Source organism: Streptomyces sp. NRRL WC-3605 (assembly GCF_001509795.1).
GTDB lineage: Bacteria > Actinomycetota > Actinomycetes > Streptomycetales > Streptomycetaceae > Streptomyces > Streptomyces viridochromogenes.
Genome location: NZ_LLZN01000050.1, coordinates 34248 through 51627, shown reverse-complemented (window position 1 = coordinate 51627; position 17380 = coordinate 34248). Strand labels below are relative to the sequence as shown.

The following is a 17380-nucleotide window of genomic DNA, read 5'->3' as shown; positions in this document are numbered from 1 at the left end:
GTAGCTAGCTCCCTCGGTATACGGAGTAGCCGAACGGGTTGAGCAGCAGCGGTACGTGATAGTGCTCCCCGGGCGTCACCGCGAAGGTGATCGCCACCTCGGGGAAGAACACGGCACCGCTGTCCCGATTCGCGGGGGCGTCCTGCTGCGCATCGGCTTGCTTCTTCTCGAAGTACGGCTCGACGGCGAAGTCGAGCCGGACGTGGGTGGTGCCCTCCGGCGGGGCCGGGAGGTCCTTGCACCGCCCGTCCGCGTCGGTCGCGGAGCCGCCGAGCTCCCGCCAGTCCGCGTCCCGGCCCGCGCGGGCGGAGAGACGGACTGCGACGCCCTCGGCGGGCCGGCCGACGCTGGTGTCCAGGATGTGCGTGGACACGGAGGCGGTGGTGCTGGTGCTCATGGTCTGCGTCCTTGTCAGTCGTCGTCGACGAGGCGGGCGAGCCGGATACGGTTGATCTTCCCCAGCTCGGCGCGGACGATCTCGCGTTCCTGCTCGGGCGCGTTGCCGATCCGCTCCTTCACCGCGTCGCGCATCTGCTCGCCGGTCCGGCCGGTGGCGCAGATGAGGAAGACGTGACCGAACTTCTCCTGGTAGGCCAGGTTGAGTTCGAGCATCTCCGCCTTGAGCTCCTCGGACGCGCCGGCCATGCCGCGCTGCTCGCGGGCCGAGGCCGGGTCGCCCGGCCGGGGGCGGCCGATCGGCGGGTGGCCGGACATGGCCTCGGCGAGGTCGCCGGCGGTCAGCCCGGCCGTGGCGGCGTCGCCGGTCCGGTAGAGCTCGTCGGGGGTGGCGTAGGGGCGGCCGGCGAGCAGCCGCCGCACCCAGGCGGTGGAGGCGCACACCTCGTGGAGCGCGGCGTGCGCCGTGTGCTCCTCCAGGGCGTTGAACCGGGCCAGGCCCGGGGGCGTGGTATTCGGCGTCACGGGAGCCTCCGTGGCCGCGAACGGCCTTCGTGCTGAACGGGCGTGCCGTTAGCTAACGCCTCGCGGCGACGGCACGTCAACACTTTGTTGAAAATTCCCGGTAACGAAACCGGGGAGCTCCGGTCAGGGGTTCTTGTCCCGGTTCAGGTAGTTGTAGACGGTGAAGCGGCTGACCCCGAGGGCGCTCGCGACGGTCTCCACCCCGTGCCGCACGGAGAAGGCGCCTCGGGCCTCCAGGGTGCGGACGACCTCCTGCTTGGCTTTGCGGTCCAGGTCGGCCAGGGGCTTGCCCATGCGGCGCTCCATGGCGGCCAGGATGTGGTCGAGGGAGTCGGCGAGCTGGGGCAGCCGTACGGCGACGACGTCGGAGCCGCGCCAGGAGAGCACGACGTCCTCGGAGCCGGCCTCGTCGGGCGGCAGGAGTTCGCCGCCCATGGCGTCGACCAGCGGCTTGACGGCCGCGATGAAGGCGTCGTCCCCGTCGCCGGTCACGCCCCGCCCTCCTCGATCACGTTGACCTGGAGCGAGATGCGGGTGGCGCCCGCGTCGAGGCTCTTGCGCAGCAGGGCGTCCACGGCGGCGAGCACCGCGTCCGGGCGGCCTTCCGCCGTGTTGCCGAACGGGCCGACGTCCACCGCGTCCAGGTCGGCCGCCTCGATGACCTCGCGGGCCGCCACGGCGTGCGCGGGCGCCTCGTCGAGGTCGAAGGGCTCGGTCGTGAACTCCACTCTCAATCGCACGCGCACAACCTAACGCGCACCACGGTCATCCGCCGAGCCCTCTTGACAACCTCCGGCGGCCGACGGCAGTCTTCCAATAAGCAGAAACAAACTTCCGCTATACGGAATAGCAACCACGGAAGGGAGCGCCGGCCCCGATGGGATTCGCAGAGCAGCGCTTCAACGTCAACCTGTCGATCCTCTTCACGGAACTCCCGCTCCTGGAGCGTCCCGCGGCCGCCGCCGCGGCCGGCTTCACCGCGGTCGAGCTGTGGTGGCCCTGGATCGACTCCCCCACCCCCGAGCGGTCCGAGCTCGACGCCCTGCGGAAGGCGGTCGAGGACGCGGGCGTACGGCTCACCGGGCTGAACTTCTACGCCGGGCGGCTGCCCGGTCCCGACCGAGGCGCCCTGTCGCTGCCCGGCGAGGAGTCGGAGCGGTTCCGCGCCAACGTGGAGGTCGCGGCGGAGTTCGCCGGGTCCCTCGGCTGCGGGGCGCTCAACGCCCTCTACGGCAACCGCGTCGACGGCGTGGACCCGGCCGAGCAGGACGCGCTCGCGCTGGAGAACCTGGTCCTCGCGGCGCGGGCGGCCGACCGGATCGGCGCGATCCTGCTGATCGAGGCCCTCAACGAGCCGGAGTCGCCGCGCTACCCGCTGGTCAGCGCGCCCGCCGCGGTGGGCGTCGTGGACAAGGTGAACGCGGCGACCGGACTGGGCAACGCGAAGTTCCTCATGGACCTCTACCACCTGTCCATGAACGGCGAGGACCTGCCGGCGGTGATCGAGCGGTACGCGGCGCAGACCGGCCACGTGCAGATCGCCGACAACCCGGGCCGCGGCGCCCCGGGCACCGGTTCGCTCCCCCTGGAAGACCTCCTCGACCAGCTGCAGAAGGCGGGCTACGACGGCTGGGTCGGCCTCGAGTACAAGCCGGGCGACCGCCCGAGCGCCGAGGCCTTCGACTGGCTGCCCCGCTGACCCGTTACCGAAAGGCACCCCATCATGAGCAACGCCCTTGCGGATTCCTCCCACCCGACCCGCCCGGCGATCGCCTGGATCGGCCTCGGCATCATGGGCTCCCCCATGTCCGAGAACCTGATCAAGGCGGGCTACCAGGTCACCGGCTACACGCTGGAGAAGGACAAGCTGGACCGGCTCGCCGCGGCGGGCGGCACCGCCGCCGGCTCCATCGCCGAGGCCGTGCGGGACGCCGACGTCGTGATCACCATGGTCCCGGCGTCCCCGCAGGTCGAGGCGATCGCGTACGGCCCCGACGGCATCCTGGAGAACGCGCGCTCCGGCGCGCTGCTGATCGACATGTCCTCGATCACCCCCCAGACCTCCGTGGACCTGGCGAAGGCCGCCGGGGACAAGGGCATCCGGGTGCTGGACGCCCCGGTGTCCGGCGGCGAGGCCGGCGCGATCGAGGCCGTGCTGTCGATCATGGTCGGCGGCGAGCAGGCCGACTTCGACGAGGCCAGGCCGATCTTCGACGCGCTCGGCCGAACCGTCGTGCTGTGCGGTCCGCACGGCTCGGGCCAGACCGTGAAGGCCGCCAACCAGCTGATCGTCGCCGTGAACATCCAGGCGTGCGCCGAGGCCGTGGTCTTCCTGGAGAAGTCCGGCGTGGACCTCGAGGCGGCCCTGGACGTGCTGAACGGCGGCCTGGCCGGCTCGACCGTGCTGACCCGCAAGAAGGACAACTTCCTGAACCGGGACTTCAAGCCGGGCTTCCGCATCGACCTGCACCACAAGGACATGGGCATCGTCACGGACGCCGCCCGCAGCGTCGGCGCGGCCCTGCCGGTCGGCGCCGTGGTCGCCCAGCTCGTGGCGTCCCTGCGCGCCCAGGGCGACGGCGGCCTGGACCACTCGGCCCTGCTGCGGTCCGTGGAGCGCCTGTCCGGCGCCTCCTCCTGAGACCTCCGGGCGGTGCCGGCGCCGACACATGTCCTGTCGCGCCCAGGCACCGGCACCGCCCGGACACCCCGCCGGCACACCTCCGGCGGATTCGAGACGGCGTCCGGCTCCTGACGGGAGGTCATGAGCCGGACGCACCGCCCGCGCCCCCTCGCCGGCCGGCCCGGATGAGGGGTGGCCGCCCGGAGGGGGGCGCGGGCCGCGTGTGGACCGCGGCGGCGAGCGAGCCAGTGCGGTGGTGAAGGTCCCGGCCGCCTCCTTCGACCTGAGGGGAGGCGGGCCAGGGTTCCGTCGCTCCCGCCGCGGTCCCGGCACGTATGGCGGACACCGCCCCCAGAACGCCGTCCGGCGGCGCGAACGTACTGTCGCGCCCAGCCTCGCGCCGTCGGACGGCCACCACCGGACAGCCACGCGGCGCCGGGTACGGAGACTCCCGTGCCCGGCGCCGTCCGCATGTGCGGGTGGGCCGGCGCGGGTGCCGCGCCGGGGTGCGGAGCGGGGCCTTTCGCAGCAGTCTGAAGGCATGACGGCACGACCGACCGAGCATCCGCACGTCGTGGTGCACCCTCCCGGGCTGGACGGCTCCCGGCGGGTCACCGAGGGCGACGAGACGCTGGGCATCGCCACGCACGTGGACGACGTCAGCGAGATCCTGCGGCTCGCCGACCACTACGTCACCGACGTGGCGGAGAGCGACTTCATCGACTGGCAGGGCGGCGGCCCCGACGACTGGCCGGGCCTGTCGGAGCACCACGAGGAGGGCTGACCGGCCGCGTACAGCCGGCGGCGTAGGACGTCTACGTCATGCTCAAATCAAGCTCTGAACTTCGTTCAAGGGGCTTCGAACACCCCCGGGGCAGGGCAGATTGTCGTCACACGGGGCCCGCCGGCACGGGGGCAGCGGGTCCCGTGACACGGGGTAGGCACGGGGGTGCACACCACGGGGGAGCACATCCACGGGGGAGCACGAAGAGGGCGGTCCGGCTGTCGGCCGGACCGCCCTTCGCGGTCGGTGGGGGGGGTGGACGCCCCCGGGTCGGTCGGGGTCAGACCTCGAGCGGCCTCACCGACGTCGGCGCGTGGCCCGGCTCGGTCGCGATCTCCTCGAACTCCACGACGTTGCCGATGTCGTTGGTCGTCGACATGGAGATGTTGGTGACGCGCTCCAGGATCGCCTCGACGACGACCGGGACCCGGTACTCCTGTGCCAGCTTCTTCGCCTGCTCGAAGGCCGCGCCCAGCTCGGCCGGGTCGGTGACGCGGATCGCCTTGCAGCCGAGGCCCTCGGCGACCTTGACGTGGTCCACGCCGTAGACGCCGAGCTCCGGCGAGTTGACGTTCTCGAACTCCAGGTTGACCTGGAAGTCGATGTCGAAGGCCCGCTGCGCCTGGCGGATCAGGCCCAGGTAGGCGTTGTTGACCAGCACGTGGACGTACGGAATCCGGTGCTGCGCCCCGACGGCCAGCTCCTCGATCATGAACTGGAAGTCGTAGTCGCCGGACAGCGCGACGACGGGGGCCTCCGGGTCGGCCTTGGCGACGCCCAGCGCGGCCGGGACGGTCCAGCCGAGGGGGCCGGCCTGGCCGCAGTTGATCCAGTGCCGGGGCCGGTACACGTGCAGCATCTGCGCACCGGCGATCTGAGACAGTCCGATCGTGGAGACGTACCGGGTCTCCGGGCCGAAGGCCTTGTTCATCTCCTCGTAGACGCGCTGCGGCTTGATCGGGATGTCGTCGAAGTGCGTCCGCCGCTGGAGGGTGGCCCGGCGCTCCTGGGCGGAGGCGGCCCAGGCGCCGCGGTCGGGCAGCCGGCCCTCGGCCTTCAGCTCCTTCGCCACCTCGACGAACAGCTCCAGGGCGGCCCCGGCGTCGGAGGCGATGCCGTAGTCCGGGGCGAAGATCCGGCCGATCTGGGTGGGCTCGACGTCGACGTGCACGAAGGTGCGGCCGGCCGTGTAGACGTCCAGCTTTCCGGTGTGGCGGTTGGCCCAGCGGTTGCCGATGCCGAGGACGAAGTCGGACTCCAGGAAGGTGGCGTTGCCGTAGCGGTGCGAGGTCTGCAGGCCCACCATGCCGGCGTTCAGCTCGTGGTCGTCGGGGAGCACGCCCCAGCCCATCAGGGTGGGGACGACCGGGGTGCCGGTCAGCTCGGCGAACTCGACGAGGAGGTCGGCGGCGTCCGCGTTGACGACACCGCCGCCCGCGACGATCAGCGGCCGCTCGGCGGCGTTCAGCATGCCGAGCGCCTTCTCGATCTGGGCGCGGGTGGCGGCGGGCTTGTAGACGGGCAGCGGCGCGTACGTGTCCGGGTCGAACTCGATCTCGGTGAGCTGGACGTCGATCGGCAGGTCGATGAGGACGGGGCCGGGGCGGCCGGAGCGCATCAGATGGAAGGCCTGCTGGAAGACACCGGGGACCTGCGCGGCCTCCAGGACGGTGACCGCCATCTTCGTGACCGGCCCCGCGATCGCGGCGATGTCGACGGCCTGGAAGTCCTCCTTGTGGATCACGGCGGTCGGCGCCTGGCCCGTGATGCACAGGATCGGGATGGAGTCGCCGGTCGCGGAGTACAGACCGGTGATCATGTCGGTCCCGGCGGGGCCGGACGTGCCGATGCAGACGCCGATGTTGCCGGGGTGCGCGCGGGTGTAGCCCTCGGCCATGTGCGAGGCGCCCTCGACATGGCGGGCGAGGGTGTGGTGGATGCCGCCGGACGCCTTGAGCGCCGCGTAGAAGGGGTTGATCGCCGCGCCGGGCACACCGAACGCGTCATGGACGCCCTCGCGCTTGAGGATCTCGACTGCCGCACGGGCAGCGGTCATACGAGCCATTGAGGTCTCCTGCTTCGGCCGTCGGATTCGCACTCCCGTCGCGCCCCGCGGTGAGCAAGTCCGTGATGAGTTCCACCGTCAAACTTTCCGCATGACGGAATTTGTTTTCTACTATCTGGAAGCAATGTAAGTGGGGCGCCGGAGACCGTCAAGAGGGGGACAAGCGGCCCCCGGCAGGAGGACGATGGGGCCGCTGTCCGATGCGAACCGTCCTGGAGCGGGCCATGTCCGAGAGCGTGCCGGTGTGCTGCCCGGCCTGCCGGAACGAGCACCACTACGAGGCACCCGTCTATCCGTGCGCGTGCGGGGCGCCCCTAGCACCCCGGCTCGACCCGGACGGGACCGCCACCGCCGTCACCCACCGGGCCTGGGACGACGAGTGGGTCACCGTGGGCTGCTCCGCGTGCGGCCGGGAGAGCGAGTGGCCCCGCCCGGAACTGGGCTGCCCCTGCGGCACGGTCCTGCGGATCCCCCTGCTGGCTCTCTCCGCCGAGCCCCGGCAGCCCCCCGCCCCCCGCCGCGCCTTCCAGCCCGTGACGATCCGCACCGCGCGGGACGCCGTCACCGCGGCCGCCGTCTACTTGCGCTGGCTCGGCTACCGGGACATCCGCCGCGCCGACCAGCGACCGACCTCCGGCATCGGCCTCGCCGCGCACGGCCTCCTCGCCCAGGTCGACCCGACGGTGAACCCGGCATCCCGCCGGGACGTGGAGTGCCTGTGGCTGACGGCCATGACGGAGTCGACGCACTGCGTCTACTTCTCCCTCGCCGGCTACACCCCGGACGCCCGCGTCCGCGCCGACTCCCTCCACGTCCCCTTGTTCGTCCTCGACCTCACGGGCACCCCCCAGCCGGTCAACAGCCAGGCCGACGAACTGGACGCGACGGGGGCGGGGTGAGCGCGAAATCCGCTGGCGCGCCGGCCGGAACCAGGCCGACACTCACCCCATGCGCATACGTCCCGTCCTCCCCAGCGAGCTGCCGGTCCTCCAGGACATCGAGCGGGCCGCCGGGGAGGTCTTCCGTGAGATCGGTATGGCGGAGATCGCCGACGACGAGCCGTTCCCGGTGGACGTGCTGGAGCGGTACCGGAGGGCGGGGCGGAACTGGGTGGCCTGTGACGAGGAGGGCCGGCCGGTGGGGTACCTGGTCGCCGAACCCGCCGACGGGGGCCTGCACGTCGAGCAGGTGTCCGTGCACCCCGACGCGGCGCGCCGGGGTGTGGGACGGGCCCTCCTCGCGTACGCCGGGGAGCGCGCCCGTGAGGAGGGGCTGAGCGGGCTGACGCTGACCACCTTCGCGGACGTCCCGTGGAACGCGCCGTACTACGGGCGGCTGGGGTTCCACGTCGTGCCGGAGGACCGGCTCACCCCCGGGCTGCGGGCGATCCGCGCCCGGGAGGCGGAGCTCGGTCTGGATCGGTGGCCGCGCGTGTGCATGCGGCGCGGCTAGCCGGTCGCGTACCGCTTGCGCAGTTCCACCTTGCGCACCTTGCCGGACACCGTCATCGGGAACGCGTCGAGGAGGGTCAGGCGGCTCGGGATCTTGTAGTGCGCGAGCTGTCCGTCGCAGAAGGCGCGCAGTTCCTCCAGCGTCAGCGGGTCGGCCGGGTCGCGCGGGATGACGCAGGCCAGCACCTCCTCGCCGTACCGCTCGTGCGGCACGCCGACCACCTGGACGTCGGCGATCTTGGGGTGGGCGTAGAGGAACTCCTCGATCTCGCGCGGGTAGATGTTCTCGCCGCCCCGGATGATCATGTCCTTGATCCGGCCGACGATCTCCACGTACCCGTCGTCCCGCATCATCGCCAGGTCGCCGGTGTGCATCCAGCGGCCCTGGTCGATCGCCTCGGCCGTCTTCTCCGGCTCGTCCCAGTAGCCGAGCATCACGCTGTAGCCCCGGGTGCACAGCTCGCCCGACGTGCCGCGTTCCACGGTCACGCCGGTCGCCGGGTCGACGATCTTCACCTCGATGTGCGGCAGGACGCGGCCGACGGTGCCGGTGCGGTGCTCCAGGTCGTCGTCCATGCGGGTCTGGAGGGACACCGGGGAGGTCTCCGTCATGCCGTAGCAGATGGAGACCTGCTCCATGTGCATCTCGGCGACCACCCGCTTCATCACCTCCACCGGGCACGGCGAGCCCGCCATGATGCCGGTGCGCAGGGTGGAGAGGTCGTAGCCGGCGAAGTCGGGGAGGTTCAGCTCGGCGATGAACATCGTCGGCACGCCGTACAGCGAGGTGCACCGCTCCTGCTGCACGGCCTCCAGGGTGGCCCTCGGGTCGAAGGACGGGGCCGGGATGACGACGCAGGCGCCGTGGGACGTGGCGGCCAGATTCCCCATCACCATACCGAAGCAGTGGTAGAAGGGCACCGGGATGCACACCCGGTCCTGCTCGCTGTAGGCGATCAACTCCCCCACGAAGTAGCCGTTGTTCAGGATGTTGTGGTGGGAGAGCGTGGCGCCCTTGGGGAAGCCGGTCGTGCCCGAGGTGTACTGGATGTTGATGGGGTCGTCGCAGGACAGCTCCGGGAACGGGGCGGGTGTGCCGCGCGCGATCAGCGCGTCCCAGCTCAGATCGCCGATGTAGGCGGTCTCCCGCAGCGCCGGGCACCGGCCGCGCACCTCCTCGACCATCGCCCGGTAGTCGCTCGACTTGTGACTGAGCGAGGCGAACAGCAGCGAGACGCCGGCCTGGTTGAGGACGTACTCCAGCTCGTGGGTGCGGTACGCCGGGTTGATGTTCACCATGACGGCGCCGATGCGGGCCGTGGCGTACTGGACGAGGACCCACTCAGGGCAGTTGACGGCCCAGATGCCCACGCGGTCGCCCTTGGCGACACCGCTCGCCAGCAGCGCGTACGCCAGCCGGTCGACGTCGGCGGCGAACTCCGCGTACGTCCAGCGCCGCCCCGACGCCACGTCGACCAGCGCCTCCCGGTCCGGCCAGGCGGCGACGGCCCGGTCCAGGTTCGCCCCGATCGTGTCCCCCAGCAGGGGCGTGTCCCCGGTTCCGTGGGTGTAGGAGTTCACCGGAAGTCCTCCTCGCGGTACTCGGCGTCCGACCCCGCGGCGGTGGCCTCGCGCAGTTCGATACGGCGGATCTTGCCCGACACGGTCTTGGGCAGCGGCCCGAACTCCAGGCGGCGCAGCCTTTTGTAGGGCGCCAGGACCTGCCGGGAGTGCTCGAAGAGCACCTTGGCGGTGTCGGGTCCGGGCTCCCAGCCCTCCGCGAGGACGACGTACGCCTTGGGGACCGCGAGCCGCAGTGTGTCGGGCGCGGGCACGACGGCGGCCTCGGCGACCGCCTCGTGCTCCAGCAGGGCGCTCTCCAGCTCGAACGGGCTGATCTTGTAGTCGCTGGCCTTGAAGACGTCGTCGGACCGGCCCACATAGGTGATGTAGCCGTCGGCGTCGCGGGAGCCGATGTCGCCGGTGCGGTAGTAGCCGCCCGCCATCGCCTCCGCCGTACGCTCCGGGTCGCCGTGGTAGCCCGTCATCACACCGACCGGCCGGGCGGAGAGGTCGAGGGCGATCTCCCCCTCGTCGGCGCCGGGGGCGCCGGTGACCGGATCGAGCAGTTCGACGCGGAAGCCGGGGCTGGGCCGGCCCATGGAGCCCGTCTTCAGGGGCTGGCCGGGGCTGTTGGAGACCTGCACGGCCGTCTCGGTCTGCCCGAAGCCGTCCCGGATGGTCACCCCCCAGGCGCGCCGCACCTGCTCGATGACCTCGGGGTTGAGCGGTTCACCGGCGGCGACGACCTCGCGGGGCGGGGTGCGCAGCGCGCCCAGGTCGGCCTGGATGAGCATGCGCCACACCGTCGGCGGGGCGCAGAAGGTGGTGACGCCGACCCGGTCCATCTCGGCCATCAGACGGGCCGCGTCGAAGCGCGTGTAGTTGTGGATGAAGACGGTCGCCTCGGCGTTCCACGGCGCGAACAGGTTGGACCAGGCGTGCTTGGCCCAGCCGGGCGACGAGATGTTCAGGTGCACGTCCCCCGGCTTGAGGCCGATCCAGTACATGGTGGCCAGATGCCCGATCGGGTACGAGGTGTGGGTGTGCTCGACCAGCTTGGGGCGGGCGGTGGTGCCGGAGGTGAAGTAGAGCATCAGGGGGTCGTCGGCGCCGGTCGGCCCGTCGGGGGTGAACGCGGCGGAGGCGTCGTAGGCGTCCTCGTACGCCAGCCAGCCCGCGCGTGCGCCGCCGACGGCGATCCGGGTGTAGTCGCCGGGCACGTCGTCGAACTTGCCGGTGTCCTCCGAGCGGACCAGGACGTGCCGGACGTCTCCGCGCTCCGCGCGGTCGCGCAGGTCGGCCGGGCCGAGCAGCGGGGTGGCCGGGATGACGACGGCGCGCAGCTTCATGGCGGCCAGGGCGGTCTCCCACAGTTCGGCCTGGTTGCCGAGCATGACGAGCACGCGGTCCCCGGCGCGTACGCCCGTCTCGCGCAGCCAGGTGGCGACGCGGGCGGAGCGTTCGGCCGTCTCGGCGAACGTCAGCCGTACCTCGGTGCCGTCCTCCTCCACGATGTGCAGCGCGATCCGGTCGTTCCCGGCCGCGACGGCGTCGAACCAGTCGAGCGCCCAGTTGAACCGCTCCGGCCGGGGCCAGGTGAAGCCCTCGTACGCCGTGGCGTAGTCCTCGCGGTGTTCGAGCAGGAAGTCCCGCGCCCCGCGGAACAGCTCCGTCCCCGTCTTCATGCGTCCTCCTGGTTACCGGACCTTGCCGGGCGGCCCTCTGCCATCGTGTAATCCGTGACGTGGGTCTCACTACCCCCGAACGGGGGTGTGCGCTCGGGACGCGGCGGGTGAAGGGGCGAGCAGGGTGGCAGTGGAAGCGGCCGCAGCGGTGGAGATCGGGCGTGGGCTGGTGCGTCTGCGCCGCTCGACCGGGCTCCCGGTCGCCTTCGGCGGCCTGCTGGAGCCGGGCCGCCCGCGCGTGCGCATCAGCGAGCTGAACGGCACCGCCACGGACGCCCTGCGCCGGCTCGCCGTCGTCGCGGGCAACGGCCTCGGCGGCAAGGCCGTGGCGCTGGCCCGCCCCTGCGCGGTCACCGACTACTCGGCCTCCCGGCAGATCAGCCACGAGTACGACGCCGTCGTCGCCGCCGAGGGCCTGTGCGCGGTGGTGGCGGTCCCGGTGGTCGTACGGCGCCGGGTGCGCGGTGTCCTGTACGGCGCCCTGCGCACGGCCCAGCCGCTGGGCGACCGCACCCTGACGGCCGCGGTGGACGCGGCGCGGGACGTGGAGCAGGCCCTGGTGGTGCGGGACGAGGTGCAGGGGCTGCTGGAGACGGCCCGGCCGCGGACCGCGCCGCCCGAGGGGGGTGCCGCCTGGGAGCAGGTCCGGGAGGCGCACGCGGCGCTGCGGGCGCTGGCGCCGCGCATCGGCGATCCGGCGCTGCGCGCGGAGCTGCTGGAGGCGGCCGGTCTGCTGGCGGCGGGGGCGGGGCAGCGGAGCGTGGAGCTGGCGCCGCGCGAGGTGGACGTGCTGGCGTGTGTGGCCGCGGGCGCCACGAACGCGGCGGCCGCGGCACGACTGGGCCTGCGCGCGGAGACGGTGAAGGGCTATCTGCGGTCGGCCATGCGCAAGCTGGGCGCCCACACGCGCGGGGAGGCCGTGGTGGCGGCGCGCCGGGCGGGGCTGCTGCCGTAGCCGTGGACACGGACCGGTGGGTGCGGCGGGCGGCCCCGGACGGGGGCGGCCCCGGTCCCGCGGGGCGGGGCCGCGCGGGGGTGGACGTGCCGCTCGGGACGACTCACCATTCATTCATCGACGCCGTGAATTTCTCCATGCGGGCCGGCTGTTATTCGGCTCACCTCCCCGCGGCTCCGAATTTCAAAGAACCGTTGCCTAATATTGGCCCGAACACGACACACGGAGGGGAGCGGTGACCGTGCCACGGGACTTCAAGGAGCCTGCCGGCTGCCGCTCCGACCAGGTCATCGGGCGGGCCGAACTGGTCACCTCGGCACGCGAGCAGCTCGCGCGGGGCGGGAGCGTCCTGCTTCACGGTCCGGCTGGAATTGGGAAGTCGACGGTCCTGCGGGCATTGGCCGCGGAATACGGCCAAGAGGCACGAACCGTCTTGCGCTGCTCCCCCACCGAGTCCGAATCCCACCTTCCCTTCCTGGCCCTGGCCGACCTCCTCGGCCTCGTCCTCGACGAGGTGTCCGGGCGGCTGCCCGCGGCCCAGCGCACGGCCCTGGAGGCGGCGCTCACCGGTCGCGGCGAGTCCACGCTCCAGCGGGACGGGCTGGCCCTGCGGCTCGCCGTCCTGTCCGCGCTGCGCGCCCTGGCCGACGCCGGGCCCGTGCTGATCGTCGCCGACGACGCCCAGTGGCTGGATCCGGCCAGCGCCGAACTCCTCGGCTTCGCGGCCCGCCGGCTCGGCGAGACCCCGGTGCGGATGCTGTGCGCGGTGCGCACCGAGGGCGAGGAGTACGACCAGATCCTGCGTGCCTCCCCGCCCGACACCCTCGCGATACGTCTGGGCCCGCTGTCCCGGGCCCAGCTCTCCGTCCTGCTCGACCGCCGCGGCTACACCGGTCTGCCCCGCTCCACCGTCCGTGACATCCACCGCACCAGCGGCGGCAACGCCCTGTTCGCGCTCGAACTGAGCCGGGCCCTCGCCGAGAACGCCACCCCGCCCCGCCCCGGCGAACCGCTGCCGGTGCCGACCTCGCTGCGCGCCCTCGTGCTGAACCGGCTGGAGATGCTGTCGGAGGAGGCCCGTCGCACCCTCCTCGTGGCCAGCGCGGGCGCCCGCCCCACCCTGGCCCTGCTGCACGCGGCCGGGCGGGCCAACGCCGAGGCCGAGACGGCCCAGGCCGCCGCCCTCGGGCTGCTGGCGACCGAGCCGGAGGGGCCGGCCGTGCGGTTCGCGCACCCCATGATCTCGGCCGCGCTGTACGCGGAGGCGCCCGCGCAGGAGCGCCGGGCCGTCCACGCCGCCCTGTCCACGGCCGCCTCCGACCCGATCGAACGCGCCCGGCACCTGGCCCTCGCCACCAGCGGCACCGACCCGGAGGTCGCCGCCCGGCTGGCGGAGGCCGCCGCGCTGGCCCGCGACCGGGGCGCGCCGTCGGTCGCCGCCCAGCTGTGCCTGCTGGCCGCCCGGCACACCCCGGCGGACGGCGACCCGAGCCCGGACGCGCTGCGGCTGAAGGCCACCGAGGACGCGATCACGGCGGGCGAGCTGGACCTCGCCCGGGACATCGCCCGCGAGGTGCTGTCCCGTACGTCGGTGCCCGCGGAGCGGGTGCGGGCCTGGATCGCGGTGATCGAGACCGCGGGCCACGCCATGTCGGAGGTCGACGCGATCTTCCCGCAGGCCCTGGCCGACGCCGGTGACGATCCGCGGCTGCTCGCCCTGGTCCACTACCAGCTGACCTGGCGGGCCGTGCTGGTCAAGGGCGACTTCGACGAGGCCCGCGAGGAGGTCGCGTACGCCGCCGAGCTCGCGGCGCGGGCCGGCGACCGCTACACCGAGCTGATGGCGCTCGCCTTCCAGGCCCAGATCGAGACGCTGATGGGGCATCGGGACGCGCCCGCGACCATCAGGCGCGCCCTGGAGGAGCCGCAGGATCCGCGCGTGGCCTGCCACCACAACGGCGCCGGGTACTCCCGCTTCCGCTGGCTGATCATGAGCGACCAGCTGCCGGAGGCCCGGGCGGCCGTCACCGGGCTGCTGCGCGAGGTGCGCCGGCACGGCTGGGTGGAGAGCGAGGTGCACTTCCTGCGCGGGGTTGCGGAGACCGAACTGCACTCCGGTCAGTGCGGGCGGGCCCTCGACCTGGCCCGCGAGAGCCTGCGGCTGGCCCGGGACACCGGGATCGGCGAGGTGGCGTCGGCGGTGCTGACGTCCCTCGCGGAGGCGGCGGGCGGGCAGGTGGACCGGGCGCTGTCCCTGGCCCGGGAGGCCGTGGAGCACGCCGAGGAGGACGGCGACCAGATGTACGTCTCCCGTGCGCTGGCCGCGCTGGGGCACGCCGAGCTGGTGGCGGGCGACCTGCCGGCGGCGGTGCGGTCGCTGCGCCGGGTGCGGGAGGTCGAGCAGGGCCTCGGGATCACGGACCCCGCGCGCGGACGGTGGCACGGCGACCTCGCCGAGGCGCTGGTGGGCACCGGTGAGCTGGCGGAGGCGCAGGACCTCATCGACGTCGCCCGGGGGCAGGCGCTGCGGCTGGACCGGGACAGCGTGCTGGGTGTGCTGGACCGGGCCGAGGCGGTGCTGCGCGCCGCGCGCGGCGACCGGGAGGGGGCGGTGGCACAGCTGACGGCCGCTCAGGACCGGCTGGGGGCCCTCGGATACGGCCTGGAGGCGGCCCGCGCCGCCTTCGCGCTGGCCCGGCTGCGTCCCGAGGCGGGCCCGGCCGCCTACGAGGAGGCGGCCCGGCTGTTCCGCCGCTGCCGGGCGCTGCCGTGGCTGCGGAAGGTCGAGGCGGCGGCCGCGGAGCGCACGGCGGCGACGCTGCCCCCGCCCGGACCGGCGCCGGGCGGCCTTGCGGGCCTGGACGGGCTGGCCTCGATGGAGCGTCAGGTCGCGGGCCTGGTCATGGAGGGCGCGACGAACCGGGAGATCGCCGCGCGCCTGTTCATCAGCGTCAAGACCGTGGAGGCGACGCTGACCCGGGTCTACCGCAAGCTCGGCATCCGTTCCCGGGTCGACATCGTCCGCCTGGCGGCGGGGCGCCGGGCGCCGTGAGGCGCGAGCTCTAGGGGGTGTCGGGCCCGGCGTACGGCACGGGTTCGGCGGTGCGTTCGGGCGGAGTTCACCCCATCGCGTCGGTGTGCCCCGGTTTACGCGGCACGACCGAGGGTTTTCCCTGCCCAACTCCCTTAGGGGGTTCCCTCATTGGGCAGGGGATCAGCCGGGACCTACCTTGTGGGTGTGCCGCTCGCCGGGCACACGGGGTCGGTCCCTCGGCCCCACCGAGACCCAGTGCCCGCGCGAACCCCCCACCGGCCATCCCCCACCGAGGAGTCTCCTTGTCCGGGCTCACCCGTGCCAGAAGGACCGCCGTCGTCACGGCGGCGGCCGCCGCGGCGGCCGCACTGCTCAGCGCCCCCACCGCTGAGGCCGCGTCCACCCGCATCGTCGGCGGGACCACGACCACGACGTCCGCGTATCCCTTCATGATGCAGATCACGGACGCCTCGCAGAACCAGTTCTGCGGCGGGACGCTGGTCTCCCCCACCAAGGTCGTCACGGCCGCCCACTGCATGGCCGGCGAGAGCCCCGGTGACGTCCGGGTCGTCGGCGGCCGTACCTACCTGAACGGTACCGACGGCACCGTCGCGAAGGTCGCCGGCATCTGGGTCCACCCCGACTACACCACGGCCACCAAGGGTGACGACGTGGCCGTGCTGACCCTGTCGACGTCGATGCCGTACGCCACCGCGGGATACGTAGGCTCCTCGGACACGGGGGTGTACGCGGCCGGAACCAGCGCCCGCATCCTCGGCTGGGGCACGACGTCGTCGGGCGGCAGTTCCTCCGACCAGTTGCGGACGGCCACCGTGCCCACGGTGTCCGACTCGAGTTGCGCCGGCTCCTACGGCTCGGACTACGTCGCCTCCGACATGGTCTGCGCCGGGAAGACGTCCGGCGGCGTCGACTCCTGCCAGGGCGACAGCGGCGGTCCCCTGCTCATCGGGGGCGTCCTGGCAGGGATAACGTCCTGGGGCGAGGGCTGCGCCCAGGCGGGGTACCCGGGTGTGTACACCCGGCTGACCACGTTCTCGGACGAGGTGACCGACCAGGTCCGGTCCTAGCCGGGAACCACAGACCAGGGGGCGTTGCGGGCCTCCACGAGCGGCCCGCAACGCCCCCTGTCCATCTCCCGCCTCTCCGCTCCCTGTCCGTCGTCGGTGGCTCCTGTTTGAATGGGCCACCGACAGTGATGTGGGGGTGAGGTCATGGTGTCCACCGACCGGATGCCGGCGTTCGCGGCGATGTCGCTGCTGGTGATCGTGATTCCGGGGCCCAGCGTCCTGTTCGTCATAGGCCGCGCCCTCGCGCACGGGCGCCGCACCGCCGTGGCGACCGCGCTGGGCAATGTCGTCGGCTCGTACCTGCTGGTGGTCGCCGTCGCGGTCGGGATCGGCTCCCTCGTGGAGCGGTCGGTGACCGTCTACCTGACGGTGAAGCTGGCCGGCGCCGCCTATCTGGTCTGGCTCGGCGTGCAGGCGTTCCGGCACCGCAAGGAGTTGAAGGCGTCGGCGATCGGCACCGGGGCGCGGGAGCCGGCGCGCGGTGATCTGCGCACGCTGCTGGACGGCGTGCTCGTCGGCGTCACCAACCCCAAGGGCGTGGTGTTCTTCGCCGCGGTGCTCCCCCAGTTCGTGGACCACGCGGCGGGTCATGTGCCGTTGCAGATGCTGGTGCTCGGCCTCGTCCCCATCACCATCGGCCTGGTCACGGACACCCTGTGGGGCCTGACGGCCTCCGCCGCCCGCACCTGGTTCGCCCGCTCCGACCGCCGCCTGTCCCTGATCGGCGGTGCGGGCGGCTGCACGATGATCGGCCTCGGCGTGACGGTCGCGGTCACGGGCCGCGCGGACTGAGCCCGGCGCCGCCGCCAGGTGCCCGGCAGCCCGCTCGGCCGGTCGGCGGAGCGCGCGAACTGCCGCTCCCCGATGGGCTTTTCCCAGCCCTTGTGCCCGGGCACGCACACAGCGTGAGACCTGTTACGATCATCGTACTTTCGGCAGACTGACGCGGCGTCATGCCGCGCGCGGGGGGACAGTCGCCTCCAGGACCCCATCGCGAAGGAGTCGCTGTGGACCCGTGCACCCGGCCCGATGGGCGGGCGAGCCGACGGCCCCGGAAGGAACCCGGCTGCCGGACCGTCGCCACCCCGCAGGCCGGCGTACTCCCCCACCGCTGAACCCGCCTCGCTGAACAGCAGGCAACATCCGTCCACAGAAGGCGTGTTGGCCTTGCGGAGGAACGGTGGCGCGCTCTCGGGCGCCCTCACGCCGGT

Annotated in this window: 16 protein-coding genes; 9 read left to right on the top strand and 7 right to left on the bottom strand. The window is 72.9% G+C overall.

Features of this window, described 5'->3' with window-relative positions; translation table 11 throughout:
• Positions 1–4: 4 nt before the first annotated feature.
• The 4 genes from uraH to ADL34_RS13885 form a co-directional block, all read right to left on the bottom strand.
• The gene (gene uraH, locus ADL34_RS13900; protein WP_062666902.1) at positions 5–397 is read right to left on the bottom strand and encodes a hydroxyisourate hydrolase; all 393 of its coding nucleotides are present in this window, start codon (positions 395–397) and stop codon (positions 5–7) included.
• Between the two features lie 14 nt (positions 398–411).
• Complete coding sequence (gene uraD, locus ADL34_RS13895; protein ID WP_062666900.1) at positions 412–921, bottom strand: 2-oxo-4-hydroxy-4-carboxy-5-ureidoimidazoline decarboxylase; 510 nt, start codon at positions 919–921, stop codon at positions 412–414.
• Between the two features lie 123 nt (positions 922–1044).
• Positions 1045–1413 carry a helix-turn-helix domain-containing protein gene (locus ADL34_RS13890; RefSeq protein ID WP_062666898.1) on the bottom strand — a complete coding sequence of 123 codons (369 nt, stop codon included), beginning with the start codon at positions 1411–1413 and terminating at the stop codon, positions 1045–1047.
• Positions 1410–1661 (bottom strand): hypothetical protein, encoded by a 252-nt coding sequence (locus tag ADL34_RS13885; RefSeq protein ID WP_062667159.1) that lies wholly within the window; start codon positions 1659–1661, stop codon positions 1410–1412. Before ADL34_RS13885 ends, ADL34_RS13890 begins: the two co-directional genes overlap by 4 nt.
• Before the next feature lie 137 nt (positions 1662–1798).
• Here ADL34_RS13885 and ADL34_RS13880 point away from each other — a divergent pair, with 137 nt between their 5' ends.
• The 3 genes from ADL34_RS13880 to ADL34_RS13870 all read left to right on the top strand — a co-directional run bounded on the left by ADL34_RS13880 (position 1799) and on the right by ADL34_RS13870 (position 4328).
• Complete coding sequence (locus ADL34_RS13880; protein ID WP_062666896.1) at positions 1799–2620, top strand: TIM barrel protein; 822 nt, start codon at positions 1799–1801, stop codon at positions 2618–2620.
• Positions 2621–2644: 24 nt separating this feature from the next.
• Positions 2645–3562 carry a 2-hydroxy-3-oxopropionate reductase gene (locus tag ADL34_RS13875; RefSeq protein ID WP_062666894.1) on the top strand — a complete coding sequence of 306 codons (918 nt, stop codon included), beginning with the start codon at positions 2645–2647 and terminating at the stop codon, positions 3560–3562.
• A 523-nt stretch (positions 3563–4085) separates the two neighbouring features.
• Positions 4086–4328: a hypothetical protein gene (locus ADL34_RS13870; protein WP_062666892.1), complete on the top strand. Its 243-nt coding sequence runs from the start codon at positions 4086–4088 to the stop codon at positions 4326–4328.
• 280 nt (positions 4329–4608) lie between these two features.
• On the opposite strand, the gene gcl is transcribed toward ADL34_RS13870, so the two are convergent.
• Positions 4609–6393, bottom strand: a complete 1785-nt coding sequence (gene gcl, locus ADL34_RS13865) for a glyoxylate carboligase (RefSeq protein WP_062666890.1) — start codon at positions 6391–6393, stop codon at positions 4609–4611.
• A 224-nt stretch (positions 6394–6617) separates the two neighbouring features.
• Between gcl and ADL34_RS13860 the strand changes: the two genes are divergently transcribed.
• Together ADL34_RS13860 and ADL34_RS13855 are read left to right on the top strand one after the other, a co-directional pair.
• Entirely contained in the window at positions 6618–7292 is a 675-nt protein-coding gene (locus ADL34_RS13860) for a hypothetical protein (protein ID WP_062667157.1), read from the top strand.
• 49 nt (positions 7293–7341) lie between these two features.
• Positions 7342–7845 (top strand): GNAT family N-acetyltransferase, encoded by a 504-nt coding sequence (locus ADL34_RS13855; RefSeq protein WP_062666888.1) that lies wholly within the window; start codon positions 7342–7344, stop codon positions 7843–7845.
• Here ADL34_RS13855 and ADL34_RS13850 read toward each other — a convergent pair.
• Both ADL34_RS13850 and ADL34_RS13845 read right to left on the bottom strand, forming a co-directional pair.
• Positions 7842–9425: an AMP-binding protein gene (locus tag ADL34_RS13850; protein ID WP_062666886.1), complete on the bottom strand. Its 1584-nt coding sequence runs from the start codon at positions 9423–9425 to the stop codon at positions 7842–7844. The two genes, ADL34_RS13855 and ADL34_RS13850, sit on opposite strands and share 4 nt — an antisense overlap.
• Positions 9422–11092, bottom strand: a complete 1671-nt coding sequence (locus ADL34_RS13845; protein WP_062666885.1) for an AMP-binding protein — start codon at positions 11090–11092, stop codon at positions 9422–9424. Before ADL34_RS13845 ends, ADL34_RS13850 begins: the two co-directional genes overlap by 4 nt.
• Before the next feature lie 124 nt (positions 11093–11216).
• Here ADL34_RS13845 and ADL34_RS13840 point away from each other — a divergent pair, with 124 nt between their 5' ends.
• From ADL34_RS13840 to ADL34_RS13825, 4 genes are all read left to right on the top strand, one after another.
• Positions 11217–12047 (top strand): helix-turn-helix transcriptional regulator, encoded by an 831-nt coding sequence (locus tag ADL34_RS13840; RefSeq protein ID WP_062666883.1) that lies wholly within the window; start codon positions 11217–11219, stop codon positions 12045–12047.
• A gap of 235 nt (positions 12048–12282) precedes the next feature.
• The gene (locus ADL34_RS13835; protein ID WP_062666881.1) at positions 12283–15099 is read left to right on the top strand and encodes a helix-turn-helix transcriptional regulator; all 2817 of its coding nucleotides are present in this window, start codon (positions 12283–12285) and stop codon (positions 15097–15099) included.
• A 284-nt stretch (positions 15100–15383) separates the two neighbouring features.
• Complete coding sequence (locus ADL34_RS13830; protein ID WP_062666879.1) at positions 15384–16169, top strand: S1 family peptidase; 786 nt, start codon at positions 15384–15386, stop codon at positions 16167–16169.
• Between the two features lie 144 nt (positions 16170–16313).
• Positions 16314–16961, top strand: a complete 648-nt coding sequence (locus tag ADL34_RS13825) for a LysE family translocator (RefSeq protein WP_062666877.1) — start codon at positions 16314–16316, stop codon at positions 16959–16961.
• Positions 16962–17380: the final 419 nt, after the last annotated feature.

Excerpts from the sequence above, each read along its gene's own strand:
- ADL34_RS13870 (WP_062666892.1), top strand. The coding sequence starts at position 4,086 with ATGACGGCACGACCGACCGAGCATCCGCACGTCGTGGTGCACCCTCCC.
- ADL34_RS13855 (WP_062666888.1), top strand. The coding sequence starts at position 7,342 with ATGCGCATACGTCCCGTCCTCCCCAGCGAGCTGCCGGTCCTCCAGGAC.
- ADL34_RS13825 (WP_062666877.1), top strand. The coding sequence starts at position 16,314 with ATGGTGTCCACCGACCGGATGCCGGCGTTCGCGGCGATGTCGCTGCTG.
- ADL34_RS13845 (WP_062666885.1), bottom strand. The coding sequence starts at position 11,092 with ATGAAGACGGGGACGGAGCTGTTCCGCGGGGCGCGGGACTTCCTGCTC.
- ADL34_RS13860 (WP_062667157.1), top strand. The coding sequence starts at position 6,618 with ATGTCCGAGAGCGTGCCGGTGTGCTGCCCGGCCTGCCGGAACGAGCAC.
- gcl (WP_062666890.1), bottom strand. The coding sequence starts at position 6,393 with ATGGCTCGTATGACCGCTGCCCGTGCGGCAGTCGAGATCCTCAAGCGC.
- ADL34_RS13875 (WP_062666894.1), top strand. The coding sequence starts at position 2,645 with ATGAGCAACGCCCTTGCGGATTCCTCCCACCCGACCCGCCCGGCGATC.
- uraH (WP_062666902.1), bottom strand. The coding sequence starts at position 397 with ATGAGCACCAGCACCACCGCCTCCGTGTCCACGCACATCCTGGACACC.
- ADL34_RS13880 (WP_062666896.1), top strand. The coding sequence starts at position 1,799 with ATGGGATTCGCAGAGCAGCGCTTCAACGTCAACCTGTCGATCCTCTTC.